This window comes from Enterobacter ludwigii, from assembly GCF_001750725.1.
In the GTDB taxonomy this organism is placed as follows: Bacteria; Pseudomonadota; Gammaproteobacteria; order Enterobacterales; family Enterobacteriaceae; genus Enterobacter; species Enterobacter ludwigii.
The window spans coordinates 3,180,077-3,195,773 of sequence record NZ_CP017279.1; the positions used below are offsets into that span (position 1 = coordinate 3,180,077).

12 protein-coding genes, 1 tRNA gene and 3 rRNA genes are annotated in these 15,697 nt (G+C 53.0%); 5 read left to right on the forward strand and 11 right to left on the reverse strand.

Annotation, left to right across the window (positions count from 1 at the left end; genetic code table 11):
* Positions 1-75: 75 nt before the first annotated feature.
* Positions 76-984 carry an acyltransferase gene (locus BH714_RS14940; RefSeq protein WP_040019066.1) on the forward strand — a complete coding sequence of 303 codons (909 nt, stop codon included), beginning with the start codon at positions 76-78 and terminating at the stop codon, positions 982-984.
* Positions 985-1,008: 24 nt separating this feature from the next.
* On the opposite strand, the gene dsbA is transcribed toward BH714_RS14940, so the two are convergent.
* The 3 genes from dsbA to BH714_RS14955 all read right to left on the reverse strand — a co-directional run bounded on the left by dsbA (position 1,009) and on the right by BH714_RS14955 (position 2,991).
* A complete protein-coding gene (gene dsbA / locus BH714_RS14945) occupies positions 1,009-1,632 on the reverse strand; it encodes a thiol:disulfide interchange protein DsbA (protein ID WP_020883990.1) in 624 nt (207 codons plus the stop codon).
* Positions 1,633-1,659: 27 nt separating this feature from the next.
* Positions 1,660-2,646: a serine/threonine protein kinase gene (locus BH714_RS14950; protein ID WP_020883991.1), complete on the reverse strand. Its 987-nt coding sequence runs from the start codon at positions 2,644-2,646 to the stop codon at positions 1,660-1,662.
* 75 nt (positions 2,647-2,721) lie between these two features.
* Positions 2,722-2,991 carry a YihD family protein gene (locus tag BH714_RS14955; RefSeq protein ID WP_010436801.1) on the reverse strand — a complete coding sequence of 90 codons (270 nt, stop codon included), beginning with the start codon at positions 2,989-2,991 and terminating at the stop codon, positions 2,722-2,724.
* A 68-nt stretch (positions 2,992-3,059) separates the two neighbouring features.
* On the opposite strand from BH714_RS14955, the gene mobA reads away from it, so the two are divergent.
* Complete coding sequence (mobA, locus tag BH714_RS14960) at positions 3,060-3,644, forward strand: molybdenum cofactor guanylyltransferase MobA (protein ID WP_040018312.1); 585 nt, start codon at positions 3,060-3,062, stop codon at positions 3,642-3,644.
* On the forward strand, positions 3,641-4,144 hold the full coding sequence (gene mobB / locus BH714_RS14965) for a molybdopterin-guanine dinucleotide biosynthesis protein MobB (RefSeq protein WP_040018313.1): 504 nt from the start codon (positions 3,641-3,643) through the stop codon (positions 4,142-4,144). Before mobA ends, mobB begins: the two co-directional genes overlap by 4 nt.
* 74 nt (positions 4,145-4,218) lie before the next feature.
* Here mobB and rrf read toward each other — a convergent pair.
* From rrf to BH714_RS14985, 4 genes are all read right to left on the reverse strand, one after another.
* Positions 4,219-4,334: ribosomal RNA gene (gene rrf / locus BH714_RS14970) — 5S ribosomal RNA — on the reverse strand.
* Between the two features lie 64 nt (positions 4,335-4,398).
* Positions 4,399-7,305 (reverse strand): 23S ribosomal RNA (locus tag BH714_RS14975).
* Between the two features lie 192 nt (positions 7,306-7,497).
* Positions 7,498-7,573: transfer RNA gene (locus BH714_RS14980), tRNA-Glu, on the reverse strand.
* 85 nt (positions 7,574-7,658) lie between these two features.
* Positions 7,659-9,198 (reverse strand): 16S ribosomal RNA (locus BH714_RS14985).
* Together the 16S, 23S and 5S rRNA genes with 1 tRNA gene alongside form the textbook arrangement of a ribosomal RNA operon.
* 476 nt (positions 9,199-9,674) lie before the next feature.
* Between BH714_RS14985 and BH714_RS14995 the strand changes: the two genes are divergently transcribed.
* Positions 9,675-10,382, forward strand: a complete 708-nt coding sequence (locus tag BH714_RS14995) for a FadR/GntR family transcriptional regulator (protein ID WP_020882776.1) — start codon at positions 9,675-9,677, stop codon at positions 10,380-10,382.
* A complete protein-coding gene (mdtD, locus tag BH714_RS15000; protein ID WP_020882775.1) occupies positions 10,379-11,812 on the forward strand; it encodes a multidrug transporter subunit MdtD in 1,434 nt (477 codons plus the stop codon). The genes BH714_RS14995 and mdtD overlap by 4 nt, the downstream gene beginning before the upstream one ends.
* Here the strand turns inward: mdtD and rbsR are convergent.
* The 4 genes from rbsR to rbsC form a co-directional block, all read right to left on the reverse strand.
* On the reverse strand, positions 11,778-12,770 hold the full coding sequence (gene rbsR / locus BH714_RS15005; protein WP_072255737.1) for a ribose operon transcriptional repressor RbsR: 993 nt from the start codon (positions 12,768-12,770) through the stop codon (positions 11,778-11,780). The genes mdtD and rbsR overlap by 35 nt on opposite strands.
* Before the next feature lie 3 nt (positions 12,771-12,773).
* Positions 12,774-13,703, reverse strand: a complete 930-nt coding sequence (rbsK, locus tag BH714_RS15010; protein ID WP_020882773.1) for a ribokinase — start codon at positions 13,701-13,703, stop codon at positions 12,774-12,776.
* Between the two features lie 107 nt (positions 13,704-13,810).
* On the reverse strand, positions 13,811-14,701 hold the full coding sequence (rbsB, locus tag BH714_RS15015) for a ribose ABC transporter substrate-binding protein RbsB (RefSeq protein ID WP_014172267.1): 891 nt from the start codon (positions 14,699-14,701) through the stop codon (positions 13,811-13,813).
* 27 nt (positions 14,702-14,728) lie between these two features.
* Complete coding sequence (gene rbsC / locus BH714_RS15020) at positions 14,729-15,694, reverse strand: ribose ABC transporter permease (RefSeq protein WP_020882772.1); 966 nt, start codon at positions 15,692-15,694, stop codon at positions 14,729-14,731.
* Positions 15,695-15,697: the final 3 nt, after the last annotated feature.

Here is a 15,697-nt window from a genome sequence, read left to right on the forward strand (position 1 = left end):
ATTTCTGATAAAATCAGCGCCCTGCACCGGATAGCCGGCCGCTCACTTACAGCTAACCATCTGAAAAAGCTCATCATGTCGAGATTGCTCGCAGCAATAACATTACCTTTAAGCATCATTTTAACTATTCTGGTGACTGTCGCCTGTTCTGTGCCGATCATTATTGCCGGCATCATTAAGTTGCTGCTGCCCGTGCCCGTGGTATGGCGAGCCGTATCCGCATTTTGTAATTTTATGATGTACTGCTGGTGTGAAGGACTGGCGTTCCTGTTGTACCTGAATCCACACCTGAAGTGGGATGTGGAAGGGCTTGAAGGCCTCAACAAAAAGAACTGGTACCTGCTTATCTGCAACCACCACAGCTGGGCTGACATCGTGGTGTTATGCGTGCTTTTCCGCAAACATATCCCGATGAACAAATACTTCCTGAAACAGCAGCTCGCCTGGGTACCTTTTATCGGTCTGGCCTGCTGGGCGCTCGATATGCCGTTTATGAAACGCTATTCGCGCAGCTATTTGCTTCGTCATCCGGAGCGTAGTGGTAAAGATGTGGAAACCACGCGCCGTTCCTGCGAAAAATTTCGCGCGCATCCGACAACCATTGTGAACTTCGTGGAAGGCTCGCGCTTTACGGAAGAGAAGCGTCAACAAACTCGCTCTCCTTATCAGCACCTGCTGCCGCCCAAGGCTGCGGGCATTGCGATGGCGCTTAACGTGTTGGGCGCGCAGTTCGATAAATTACTCAACGTCACGCTCTGCTATCCGGAAAACGACAGGACACCGTTCTTCGATATGCTCAGCGGCAAGCTGACGCGGATCGTTGTACGTATCGAGCTGGTGCCGGTTGATGACGGGTTGCACGGGGATTACGTTAACGATAAGAATTTCAAACGTCTTTTCCAGCGTTGGCTGAATACGCTCTGGAATGAGAAAGATGAACAGATAGAAAAGATTAAATCTTCATACAAAAACGCCGGTCAGTGACCGGCGTTTTTTTCTTTATTGATCTTACTTCTTCTCGACCAGATATTTCACGGTATCCGCGTACTGCTGTACGAAGATATCCATGCTGCTGGTGTCCATGCCCTGCGTGTTCAGCTGATATTTGCCGTTAACATACATCGCCGGAACGCCCTGCAGCTGAAGGTCTGCGGCGGCTTTTTCCTGCTGGGCTACCAGAGATTTCACCACAAAGCTGTTCCATGCCGCGTCGTATTCTTCACCTTTCACACCGGCATCCACGAAGACTTTACGGATATCTGCAGTCGTCTGAACTGTCTGGGTTTTCTGGACTGCTTCAAACATTGGTGCAGTGATCTTATCTTCCACGCCCAGCGCGATAGCTACCGCCCATGCCTGAGTCAGGTCTTTACCCAATGGGCCCAGGAACTCAACGTGATACTTGGTCATTTTGGTGCCTTCTGGCAGCTTTTTCTTCACGTTATCGGAAACATGCAGCACCTGCTCGAACTGATAGCAATGTGGGCAATAGAACGAGAAGAACTCCAGAACCTGTGGCTCGCCAGCGACTGGTTTTTCCAGCGTCGTATACTGTTTGCCGTCGGTAAACTGCGCAGCAGAAGCGCTAAATGCCAGAATCATACCTGCCAGCGCCAGCCAAATTTTTTTCATGATTAACTCTCTCCTGGGTGTGTCCAATTAATACATCGGCGTTAATTGCAGAGGGGGCTCCTTAAGAACCTTAACCTGCTCAGTAAATGTGGATATCTGGCTGCGCCAGTAATCCTCTCCGGTAAGCCACGGGAAATTACGGGGAAATGCAGGATCGTCCCAACGCCTGATTAACCATGCGAGATAGTAAACAAAACGCATCGCGCGTAAAGGTTCAATCAGGACAATTTCGTCTGAATTAAAAGGGCTAAACTCTTCATAGGCCTCAATAATCGTTTCAAGCTGCATCCGTTGCTCAGCTTTATCGCCATTGAGCAGCATCCACAGGTCCTGAACCGCAGGCCCCATACGTGCATCATCGAGATCGACGAACAGCGGGCCATCACGCCAGAGAATATTACCAGCGTGACAATCGCCGTGCAGACGCAGAACGGAAATATCATCGCGCCAGCAGGTTTTCACCGCATCAATAAGTTTATCGGTCGCGTTGAGGAAATTATCCTTAAGCGCTTTGGGGATTAGCGCCGAGGTTTCAAATACCTGACGAGGTTCAAGCAGGTATTCCTGAATACCGATTGTCGGACGGGCAATAAAGTCTTCTTTGCGTCCCGTCTGGTGAATGCGTCCCAGATATCGGGCAACCCACTCCATCTGATCGATATTATCCGCTTCAAACTGGCGGCCCCCCAGGCTTGGGAATACGGCATAGTAAAACCCTTCGTGGGTGAGCAGCGTTTGGTTATTAAATTTAAGCGGCGCGGCAACGGGAACATCATCATCCAGCAGATCGTGAGCAAACTGGTGCTCTTCCTGAATTTGTTCTGCGGACCAACGTTGAGGGCGATAGAACTTTACGACGAAGCGCTGACGATCCTCGTCCTGAAACTGATAGACGCGGTTTTCGTAGCTATTTAAGGGAGTTAGCCCGGAATCCACCCGAATACCCTGTTCAAACAGCGCATCCATAATGGTATCCGGGTGTAATGTCTGGAAAGTAAAAGCCTGGTCGTTCATCCGATCATCCGGAAATTATACGAATGATTCAGGATATCATCTTGTGGCGATTTCGGTGCCGCCGCTTACAAGCTTTTACTCTTTAATTACGCCACGTGCGCGCAGCAACGCGGTTTTAAAATCTTCCTCATAATCTTTCTGAATACCAGGAATAACAGCGTCTTTGGCAGAGTCGCGCATTTTGAGATGGTAGATCAGGATATCGTCAGAAAGGTCTGTCAGTTCGCCGTCAAAACCTGACTCTTTCGCCAGTTTCTGTAAAAATTGCATCAGATTAAGCTCTGGCTCTTTTTGCCAGGCCGGCTGGAGGAGTTCAATGACTTCATTCAGACGTTTACATTTCATGGTGGTGCTCCTTTCATTGAGAGTGACACGTTAGCAGGGTCAATCCCACAATAAAAGAGGCGATATTCATGAATCATGGGCAGCAAATAATCGGCGTTGTTCTGGCGGGTGGCAAGGCAACCCGAATGGGGGGGAAAGATAAAGGTCTTCAGCTCCTTAACGGTAAGCCACTCTGGCAGCATGTCGCTGATACGCTTGCGGGCCAGGTCATGACAATGGCCATCAGCGCTAACAGGCATAGAGATGTTTATCAGCGTAGCGGGTATCCCGTTTACGAGGATATCCAGGAGAATTACCCCGGGCCGCTGGCCGGTATGCTTTCGGTTATGCAGCAGTCGCACGGAGAGTGGTTTATCTTCTGTCCGTGTGATACCCCGTTTATTCCGTCTTGTCTTGTCGAACGCATGGTACGGCTTCGTGGTAGCGCACCCGTTGTCTGGGCCCATGATGGTGAGCGTGACCACCCTGCTGTTGCGTTGATCCACCGTTCGTTAGTTACGGCGTTACAGGAGTACCTGACGGCAGGAGAGCGCAGGGTGATGGCTTTTATGCGCCAGTCAGGCGGCCATCCAGTCGATTTTAGCGATTTTAAGTCGGCGTTTATGAACGTCAATACCACAGAAGATTTGCAGATGATGCAGGAGAAAAAATGATACCTGTTTTGGCCATTTCAGCCTGGAGTGGTACCGGGAAAACGATGCTGCTGAAAAAACTGATCCCTGCGCTTTGCGCTAAAGGTGTTCGCCCCGGATTAATTAAGCATACGCATCACAATATGGATGTCGATAAGCCGGGAAAAGACAGCTATGAGCTGCGTAAGGCGGGAGCAGCCCAAACGATGGTGGCGAGTGATCAGCGCTGGGCATTGATGACTGAAACACCGGATGAAGCGCCGCTGGATCTCATGTATCTGGTTAGCCGGATGGATCACTCTACTCTGGATCTGGTGCTGGTTGAGGGGTTTAAGCATGACGCGGTGGCAAAGATCCTGCTGTTCAGAAGCCATGCCGGGCATGATGTTCACGAGCTGACGCTTGATGAGCATGTGATTGCAATCGCCAGTGACGTAGCCCTGGATCTGGAGGTACCGGTACTGGATTTGAATAACGTTGAGGAGATCGCCGCGTTTATTTTGAATTGGTGTGCTGTCTGATGCTCTCTCCGGCGACGGGAAAAACCCAAAGCAAAAAACCCCGCACCATACGGTACGGGGTTCTTTTAATTGATGCCTGGCAGTTCCCTACTCTCACATGGGGAGACCCCACACTACCATCGGCGCTACGGCGTTTCACTTCTGAGTTCGGCATGGGGTCAGGTGGGACCACCGCGCTAAAGCCGCCAGGCAAATTCTGTTAATCTGTATCAGCTGAAAATCGTCTCTCATCGCCAAAACATCTTCGGCGTTGTAAGGTTAAGCCTCACGGTTCATTAGTATCGGTTAGCTCAACGCATCGCTGCGCTTACACACCCGACCTATCAACGTCGTAGTCTTCAACGTTCCTTCAGGAGACTTAAAGTCTCAGGGAGAACTCATCTCGGGGCAAGTTTCGTGCTTAGATGCTTTCAGCACTTATCTCTTCCGCATTTAGCTACCGGGCAGTGCCATTGGCATGACAACCCGAACACCAGTGATGCGTCCACTCCGGTCCTCTCGTACTAGGAGCAGCCCCCCTCAATTCTCCAGCGCCCACGGCAGATAGGGACCGAACTGTCTCACGACGTTCTAAACCCAGCTCGCGTACCACTTTAAATGGCGAACAGCCATACCCTTGGGACCTACTTCAGCCCCAGGATGTGATGAGCCGACATCGAGGTGCCAAACACCGCCGTCGATATGAACTCTTGGGCGGTATCAGCCTGTTATCCCCGGAGTACCTTTTATCCGTTGAGCGATGGCCCTTCCATTCAGAACCACCGGATCACTATGACCTGCTTTCGCACCTGCTCGAGCCGTCACTCTCGCAGTCAAGCTAGCTTATGCCATTGCACTAACCTCCTGATGTCCGACCAGGATTAGCTAACCTTCGTGCTCCTCCGTTACTCTTTGGGAGGAGACCGCCCCAGTCAAACTACCCACCAGACACTGTCCGCAACCCGGATCACGGGTCTACGTTAGAACACCAGCCATTAAAGGGTGGTATTTCAAGGTTGGCTCCACGCAGACTGGCGTCCACGCTTCAAAGCCTCCCACCTATCCTACACATCAAGGACCAGTGTTCAGTGTCAAGCTATAGTAAAGGTTCACGGGGTCTTTCCGTCTTGCCGCGGGTACACTGCATCTTCACAGCGAGTTCAATTTCACTGAGTCTCGGGTGGAGACAGCCTGGCCATCATTACGCCATTCGTGCAGGTCGGAACTTACCCGACAAGGAATTTCGCTACCTTAGGACCGTTATAGTTACGGCCGCCGTTTACCGGGGCTTCGATCAAGAGCTTCGCGTTACCGCTAACCCCATCAATTAACCTTCCGGCACCGGGCAGGCGTCACACCGTATACGTCCACTTTCGTGTTTGCACAGTGCTGTGTTTTTAATAAACAGTTGCAGCCAGCTGGTATCTTCGACTGATTTCAGCTCCACCCGCAGGGGCTTCACCTACATATCAGCGTGCCTTCTCCCGAAGTTACGGCACCATTTTGCCTAGTTCCTTCACCCGAGTTCTCTCAAGCGCCTTGGTATTCTCTACCTGACCACCTGTGTCGGTTTGGGGTACGATTTGATGTTACCTGATGCTTAGAGGCTTTTCCTGGAAGCAGGGCATTTGTTACTTCAGCACCGTAGTGCCTCGTCATCACACCTCAGCGTTAATAAGGAACCGGATTTACCTGGAACCTCCGCCTACATGCTTAAACCGGGACAACCGTCGCCCGGCTAACATAGCCTTCTCCGTCCCCCCTTCGCAGTAACACCAAGTACAGGAATATTAACCTGTTTCCCATCGACTACGCCTTTCGGCCTCGCCTTAGGGGTCGACTCACCCTGCCCCGATTAACGTTGGACAGGAACCCTTGGTCTTCCGGCGAGCGGGCTTTTCACCCGCTTTATCGTTACTTATGTCAGCATTCGCACTTCTGATACCTCCAGCACCCCTCACAGGACACCTTCAACGGCTTACAGAACGCTCCCCTACCCAACAACGCATAAGCGTCGCTGCCGCAGCTTCGGTGCATGGTTTAGCCCCGTTACATCTTCCGCGCAGGCCGACTCGACCAGTGAGCTATTACGCTTTCTTTAAATGATGGCTGCTTCTAAGCCAACATCCTGGCTGTCTGTGCCTTCCCACATCGTTTCCCACTTAACCATGACTTTGGGACCTTAGCTGGCGGTCTGGGTTGTTTCCCTCTTCACGACGGACGTTAGCACCCGCCGTGTGTCTCCCGTGATAACATTCTTCGGTATTCGTAGTTTGCATCGGGTTGGTAAGCCGGGATGGCCCCCTAGCCGAAACAGTGCTCTACCCCCGAAGATGAGTTCACGAGGCGCTACCTAAATAGCTTTCGGGGAGAACCAGCTATCTCCCGGTTTGATTGGCCTTTCACCCCCAGCCACAAGTCATCCGCTAATTTTTCAACATTAGTCGGTTCGGTCCTCCAGTTAGTGTTACCCAACCTTCAACCTGCCCATGGCTAGATCACCGGGTTTCGGGTCTATACCCTGCAACTTAACGCCCAGTTAAGACTCGGTTTCCCTTCGGCTCCCCTATACGGTTAACCTTGCTACAGAATATAAGTCGCTGACCCATTATACAAAAGGTACGCAGTCACCCCATAAAAGAGGCTCCCACTGCTTGTACGTACACGGTTTCAGGTTCTTTTTCACTCCCCTCGCCGGGGTTCTTTTCGCCTTTCCCTCACGGTACTGGTTCACTATCGGTCAGTCAGGAGTATTTAGCCTTGGAGGATGGTCCCCCCATATTCAGACAGGATACCACGTGTCCCGCCCTACTCTTCGAGTTCACAGCCTGTGTGCTTTCGTGTACGGGACTTTCACCCTGTACCGTGCGACTTTCCAGACGCTTCCACTAACACACAAGCTGATTCAGACTCTGGGCTGCTCCCCGTTCGCTCGCCGCTACTGGGGGAATCTCGGTTGATTTCTTTTCCTCGGGGTACTTAGATGTTTCAGTTCCCCCGGTTCGCCTCGTTAACCTATGTATTCAGTTAACGATAGTGTGTCGGAACACACTGGGTTTCCCCATTCGGACATCGCCGGGTCAAAGGTTCATATCACCTCGCCGGCGCTTTTCGCAGATTAGCACGTCCTTCATCGCCTCTGACTGCCAGGGCATCCACCGTGTACGCTTAGTCGCTTAACCTCACAACCCGAAGATGTTTCTTTCGATTCATCACCGGTTTGCGAAAATTTGAGAGACTCGAACACACATAACATGTGTGTCGTTTCAATTTTCAGCTTGATCCAGATTTTTAAAGAGCAAATATCTCAAACGTCACCCGAAGATGAGTTTTGAGATATGTCGGCAGGTGACTTTCACTCACGAACCAGCAAGTGGCGTCCCCTAGGGGATTCGAACCCCTGTTACCGCCGTGAAAGGGCGGTGTCCTGGGCCTCTAGACGAAGGGGACACTGAAGTCTCAATCGCAAGACGCCTTGCTATTTACTTTTCATCAGACAATCTGTGTGGACACTACAAAGGCAGGTTCTTTAAGGTAAGGAGGTGATCCAACCGCAGGTTCCCCTACGGTTACCTTGTTACGACTTCACCCCAGTCATGAATCACAAAGTGGTAAGCGCCCTCCCGAAGGTTAAGCTACCTACTTCTTTTGCAACCCACTCCCATGGTGTGACGGGCGGTGTGTACAAGGCCCGGGAACGTATTCACCGTAGCATTCTGATCTACGATTACTAGCGATTCCGACTTCATGGAGTCGAGTTGCAGACTCCAATCCGGACTACGACGCACTTTATGAGGTCCGCTTGCTCTCGCGAGTTCGCTTCTCTTTGTATGCGCCATTGTAGCACGTGTGTAGCCCTACTCGTAAGGGCCATGATGACTTGACGTCATCCCCACCTTCCTCCAGTTTATCACTGGCAGTCTCCTTTGAGTTCCCGGCCGGACCGCTGGCAACAAAGGATAAGGGTTGCGCTCGTTGCGGGACTTAACCCAACATTTCACAACACGAGCTGACGACAGCCATGCAGCACCTGTCTCAGAGTTCCCGAAGGCACCAATCCATCTCTGGAAAGTTCTCTGGATGTCAAGAGTAGGTAAGGTTCTTCGCGTTGCATCGAATTAAACCACATGCTCCACCGCTTGTGCGGGCCCCCGTCAATTCATTTGAGTTTTAACCTTGCGGCCGTACTCCCCAGGCGGTCGACTTAACGCGTTAGCTCCGGAAGCCACGCCTCAAGGGCACAACCTCCAAGTCGACATCGTTTACGGCGTGGACTACCAGGGTATCTAATCCTGTTTGCTCCCCACGCTTTCGCACCTGAGCGTCAGTCTTTGTCCAGGGGGCCGCCTTCGCCACCGGTATTCCTCCAGATCTCTACGCATTTCACCGCTACACCTGGAATTCTACCCCCCTCTACAAGACTCTAGCCTGCCAGTTTCGAATGCAGTTCCCAGGTTGAGCCCGGGGATTTCACATCCGACTTGACAGACCGCCTGCGTGCGCTTTACGCCCAGTAATTCCGATTAACGCTTGCACCCTCCGTATTACCGCGGCTGCTGGCACGGAGTTAGCCGGTGCTTCTTCTGCGGGTAACGTCAATTGCTGCGGTTATTAACCACAACACCTTCCTCCCCGCTGAAAGTACTTTACAACCCGAAGGCCTTCTTCATACACGCGGCATGGCTGCATCAGGCTTGCGCCCATTGTGCAATATTCCCCACTGCTGCCTCCCGTAGGAGTCTGGACCGTGTCTCAGTTCCAGTGTGGCTGGTCATCCTCTCAGACCAGCTAGGGATCGTCGCCTAGGTGAGCCGTTACCCCACCTACTAGCTAATCCCATCTGGGCACATCTGATGGCAAGAGGCCCGAAGGTCCCCCTCTTTGGTCTTGCGACGTTATGCGGTATTAGCTACCGTTTCCAGTAGTTATCCCCCTCCATCAGGCAGTTTCCCAGACATTACTCACCCGTCCGCCACTCGTCACCCGAGAGCAAGCTCTCTGTGCTACCGTTCGACTTGCATGTGTTAGGCCTGCCGCCAGCGTTCAATCTGAGCCATGATCAAACTCTTCAATTTAAGTTTGATGCTCGTGAATTAAACTTCGTAATGAATTACGTATGTTCACTCAGAGACTTGGTATTCATTTAGTGTCCGAAGACATTAAGAATCCATGTCACTTTGAGTGCCCACACAGATTGTCTGATAAATTGTTAAAGAGCAGTGCCGCTTCGTTTTCGCTGCGGCGCGGGGTGTGCATATTACGCTTTCCCGCTTCAGAGTCAAGCATTTATTTTTGCTTTTCTCTGTTGGTGTTCATCTCTGAACCCCGCCAACCCGGCGGCGTGTGTGCCGTTGTTCCGTGTCAGTGGAGGCGCATTATAGGGAGTTATTCTGAAGTGACAAGAGGAAATTCAAAAAAAGTTTCTGTCCGTGTTTTTTTTCACCAACAGGGGTGAAATCAAGCTACAAATTGTTCTATTTGATGTATCTGCAACCAAAATAACACCCGAGGTGGCATAATTATCAGCATGAATCTTTAAGGAATAAACGCGATGCCATTAAGCGCACAACAACTGGCTGCCCAAAAAAACCTGTCGTATGTGCTGGCAGAAAAACTGGCTCAGCTGATTTTAGCGGGTAAATATGCCCCGGGGAGCATCCTGCCGGGTGAAATGGAGTTGGGTGAGCAGTTTGGGGTGAGCCGTACTGCCGTTCGCGAAGCGGTGAAAACCTTAACGGCAAAAGGAATGGTGCTTCCGCGTCCTCGCATTGGTACGCGTGTGATGCCACAGAGCAACTGGAACTTCCTCGATCAGGAACTGCTCTCATGGTGGATGACGGAAGATAACTTTCATCAGGTCGTCGATCACTTCCTGGTGATGCGCAGCAGTCTTGAACCTCAGGCCTGCCTCCTTGCCGCCACGCTCGGGACGGCAGAACAGAAAGCGCAGCTCAATGCCCTAATGGAAGAGATGGTGTTCCTGAAAAAACACTTCAACCGCGAACGCTGGATTGAGGTCGATATGGCCTGGCATGAACACATCTATATGATGAGCGCCAATCCGTTCCTGACATCCTTTGCCTCTTTATTCCATTCGGTATACCACACCTACTTTACCTCTATTACGCAAGACGAAGTGGTAAAGCTGGATTTGCACCAGGCGATTGTTGATGCCATTCAGGAGAGCGACGGGCAGCGAGCCCAGGATGCATGCCAGGCATTGCTGGCCGCGCCAACCCACCAGCAGGTACATAAATGAGAGAGAGAAAAGCGCGCAGCATGGCCGGATTGCCGTGGATTGCAGCCATGGCGTTCTTTATGCAGGCACTGGATGCCACCATCCTCAACACAGCGCTACCCGCGATTGCACAAAGCCTTAACCGATCCCCGCTGGCGATGCAGTCCGCCATCATCAGTTATACCCTGACTGTCGCGATGCTCATTCCGGTAAGCGGCTGGCTGGCTGACCGCTTCGGCACCCGCAAAATATTCATGCTGGCCGTGACGCTCTTTACGCTCGGCTCTCTGGCCTGTGCGCTGTCAACGTCTCTTACAGAGCTGGTCATCTTCCGTGTTCTTCAGGGCGTTGGCGGGGCGATGATGATGCCCGTGGCGCGTCTGGCGTTACTGCGCGCCTATCCGCGCAGCGAACTGCTTCCTGTGCTCAACTTCGTCACGATGCCCGGCCTGGTCGGCCCCATACTGGGTCCGGTTCTCGGCGGGGTATTCGTTACCTGGGCAAGCTGGCACTGGATCTTCCTGATTAATATTCCCATTGGCGTCGCGGGGCTGCTTTATGCCCGCAAATATATGCCGAACTTCACCACCCCAAGACGCCGTTTCGATATGCGTGGTTTTTTCCTGTTTGGCCTGAGCCTGGTGCTCTTCTCCAGCGGGATGGAGCTGTTTGGTGAGAAGATCGTCGCGACATGGATTGCACTCTCCGTCATCCTCGGCGGTATTTTGCTGTTCCTTCTTTATATACGTCATGCACGCCGTCACCCGACGCCGTTAATTTCTCTGTCGCTGTTTAACACCCGAACGTTTTCCGTGGGGATTGCGGGCAACATTGCCTCACGCCTGGGGACGGGCTGCGTGCCGTTCCTGATGCCACTGATGCTGCAGGTGGGTTTCGGCTACCCGGCTCTGATTGCCGGTTGCATGATGGCCCCCACGGCGATGGGCTCTATTCTGGCCAAATCAACCGTCACGCAGGTGTTGCGCTGGTTTGGTTATCGTAAGACGCTGGTAGGTGTAACGGTCTTTATCGGGCTGATGATCGCGCAGTTCTCCCTGCAATCCGCCTCTTTACCGGTCTGGATGCTGATCCTGCCCCTGTTTGTGCTGGGAATGGCCATGTCGACACAGTTCACGTCGATGAACACCATCACCCTCGCCGACCTGACCGACGATAACGCCAGTAGCGGCAACAGCGTGCTGGCAGTGACTCAGCAGTTGTCGATCAGTCTGGGGGTGGCCGTCAGTGCGGCGGTACTGCGGTTTTATGAAGGTTTTGACAGCGCGAACACCGTCGAACAGTTCCACTATACCTTTATTACCATGGGCGCACTCACCGTCGTGTCGGCGTTGGTCTTTATGCTGTTAAAACCCAAAGATGGCCGCAACCTGATCAAAGAGCGCCACAAAGCAAAGGCTAAACCGAACCCCGTTCCATCAGAACAGGAGTAAGCTGCAGACGTTGTTGCTGCAGGCCGGGCTCGGCCATTCGGTGGATAAGCACATCGATGGCCAGCTCGCCCAGTTCATCTTTTGGCTGATGAATCGTGGTGAGCGGCGGCGTCATGTAGCGGGCCAGTTCAATGTCATCGTAACCAATCACCGCCATATCGTGTGGAACACGCAGTCCCGCCTGATATAACGCCTGATACGCGCCAAACGCCATCGCATCGTTGCCGATAAACACAGCCTGCGGACGCTGCGCTTGCGACAGCAGTTTCTGCATAGCTTCAAAGCCGCCGTTAAATTCGAAATCACCGGTAATACGGTAGCCATCCGGAACAGTAAGCCCCGCCCGCGCCATCGCAGAAAGATACCCCTCAAGACGCAAGCGCGCCGGGGTTTTATCCAGGGGGCCGGTAATGCAGGCGATGCGGGTATAGCCTTTATCGATCAGATACTGGGTGGCCATGTCACCCCCCAGCAGCGAGTTATCCTGAATGAGATCGCTGGTACCGTCGAACGGCGCCCAGTCCATCATCACCGTGGGAATAGAAGGGTAGCGCTGAATAATCTCTTTCGAGGGCTGATGTGTTTCGGTACACAGCAGCAGTAACCCGTCGACGCGTTTTTGCATCAGCGTCTCCAGGTTGCGGTTCATTCGCTGCTCATCCCCTTCGGTATTGCACAGCACCAGGCTGTAACCACGCTCGAAGCAGCTGCGTTCGACACCGCGAACAAGTTCAGAATAAAAGGGGTTGGTACTGGCGGTGATCAGCATGCCGATGGTGCGCGTCTGGTTGAGCTTGAGGCTGCGCGCCAGCGCGGACGGCGCATAATTGAGATCTTTAACCGCGGCTTCGACTTTCTCCCGAATCGCCTCGCTAACGAAGCGATCGTTATTAATGACGTGGGAGACTGTCGACGTAGAAACGCCCGCCTGGCGGGCGACATCTTTCATTGTGGCCAAGCGTTACCCCTGCTGACTTAAGAATTCATCAATCTCTTTACGCCACGGAACGGAAGGCTGGGCACCTTTGCGCGTTACGGCAATCGCCGCGGCGGCATGGGCAAAGCGAATAGCATCATCCATTCTCTTGCCTTCCAGCAGCGCAGTCACCAATGCACCGTTAAAGGTATCTCCCGCCGCGATGGTATCAATCGCCTTAACCTTAAAGCCCGGTACGCGACGGCCTTCCCCGTTTACGCTGGCCCACACTCCACGACTGCCAAGGGTAATGATAACGGTGCCGATGCCTTTATCGTGCAGCACTTTCGCCGCCCGCGCGGCGTCGTCATCATTTTCAACGCGAACGCCTGTCAGTTTCTCCGCTTCAGTTTCGTTCGGGGTAATGATATCCACCAGCGCCAGCAGCTCGTCTGATAATACCCGCGCAGGCGCAGGATTGAGTACGACAGTGGTATGATTTTGATGCGCTATCTCTGCGGCCGCCAGGACGCTTTCAACAGGTGATTCCAGCTGCATCAGAAGCGCTTCGGCATTCGCGATGATCTCGCGCTGCGCGTTTACCCGCTCAGTGGTCAGCGCGGCGTTAGCCCCCGCATGAATACCGATGACATTCTCACCTTCCGCGTTGACGAAAATCAGCGCCACGCCGGTTGATTCCCCTTCGACAACGCTGACAGGCGCAATATCAATGTTATCGCTGGCCAGCTGTTTGCGTACGCGCTCACCGGTATCGTCATCACCCGTGCAGGCAATAAAGGCGATCTTCGCCCCACTGCGTCCTGCGGCGACGGCCTGGTTGGCGCCCTTACCGCCGAATGCCACCTGATACTGATTACCGGTGACGGTTTCGCCCGGTGTCGGGAACGATTCAAGGTTAAGAATGTGATCGGCATTGATACTGCCAAGGACGACAAGATTGCCTGCGGTTTTCATGGTTGAGGTGTCCATCTGAGAGCGCCACCGGTGTGACCCGGTGGCGTATGCCACACTTTTCTTTATAGGGTGTCCCTCAGGCAGCCAGCGACTGCCTGATTCGCCTTTTACTGCTTGATGACCAGTTTCAGGTCAACAGGATATTTGGCCTGAACTTTTTCGCCCTTCAGCACTTTATCAGCAGTCTGCACGCCCGTTGCGCCGATCTGCTCAGGCAGCTGAGCGATGGTCGCCGCCAGTTTGCCATCTTTTACTGCTTTTTCACCATCCGGCGTGCCGTCAAATCCGACAACCATCACATCAGATTTACCTGCGGTCTGCAGAGCACGCAGCGCGCCCAGCGCCATTTCGTCGTTCTGTGCAAACACAGCCTGCACGTCAGGGTGCGCGGTCAGCAGGTTCTGCATCACGTTCAGACCTTTCGTGCGGTCGAAGTCAGCAGGCTGGCTGGCCAGTACGTTAAATTTGTGCGCTGCAACCGCCTGCTGGAAGCCTTCACCACGCTCACGCGCCGCTGACGTACCGGCAATACCCTGCAGTTCGATAACTTTCGCGCCTTCACCCGCTTTCTTCGCGATGTAGTCACCCGCGATTTTGCCACCCAGTACGTTATCAGAAGCGATGTGGCTGACTACGTCGCCTTTCGTCGCCTGACGGTCAAGGGTGATGACCGGGATCTTCGCCTGATTTGCCATCTTCACGGCGTTACCCACAGCGTCAGAATCCGTTGGGTTGATCAGCAGGATTTTGGTGCCACGTACGGTTAAGTCCTGAACGTTTGCCAGCTCTTTCGCCGGGTTGTTCTGAGAGTCCAGCACCACCAGGTTGTAGCCCAGTTTGTCAGCTTCTTTCTGTGCACCGTCCTTCAGAGAGACGAAGAACGGGTTGTTCAGCGTGGAGATAACCAGCGCGATGGTGTCTTTCGCCATTGCGTTAGCACTTACGGTTGCGCTCAGCGCGACAGCAGAAACCAGGGTTGCCAGCTTTTTCATGTTCATATCTAAGATGTCCTGTAGTGTCGTCAGTTACTGTTTTTTGTTGTCTACCAGGACCGCCAGCAAAATCACCACTGCTTTAACGATCATCTGGTAATAGGAGGAAACACCTAATAAATTCAAACCATTATTCAGGAAACCAAGGATCAGTGCGCCGATCAATGTCCCAACAATGCGACCTTTACCGCCCGCAAGACTCGTACCGCCCAGAACGACTGCCGCAATGGCATCCAGCTCATACCCCGTCCCCGCCGTTGGCTGCGCAGAAGAGAGACGCGCCACTTCGATGATGCCTGCCAGAGAGGCCAGCAGACCACACAGCGAATAGACGATGATTTTGACTTTATTGACGCTGATCCCGGACAGACGCGTTGCCGCTTCGTTACCGCCCAGCGCATAGATATAACGACCCAGACGGGTGTGATGCAGCATGTACCACGCCGCGAGGAAAACGATAGCCATGATCCAGACCGGCGTCGGGATACCCAGCGGACGACCAATACCGAACCAGCCAAACAGATCGGCGTTATCCGTAAAGCCGGTATTTACCGGACTGCCGTTGGTGTAAACCATGGTGACACCGCGCAGCAGGAGCATCATGACCAGCGTCGCAATGAACGCCTGAACGCGACCTTTCGCCACAATCACACCGGTCACGGCACCAATTGCCGCCCCAAGTGCCAGCGCAGCTGCAACGGCCACCAGCGCGTTGACTTCAATCCCTACAATTGAAGCCGCAACCGCACCGGTGAGCGCCAGCAGGGAACCGACGGACAGATCGATACCCGACGTCAAAATCACCAGCGTCATCCCTACCGCCATAATGGCGTTAACCGACGTCTGCTGAAGAATATTGAACAGGTTATTAACGGTAAAAAAGTTTGGGCTCATGGTCGAAACAATCGCGATCAACACCAGCAGGGCAATCAGCGATTTTTGTTCCAGCAGCCATGCTTTTGTGAAATAACGGCGACCAGAAACAGCCTGGGTAGTCATCTT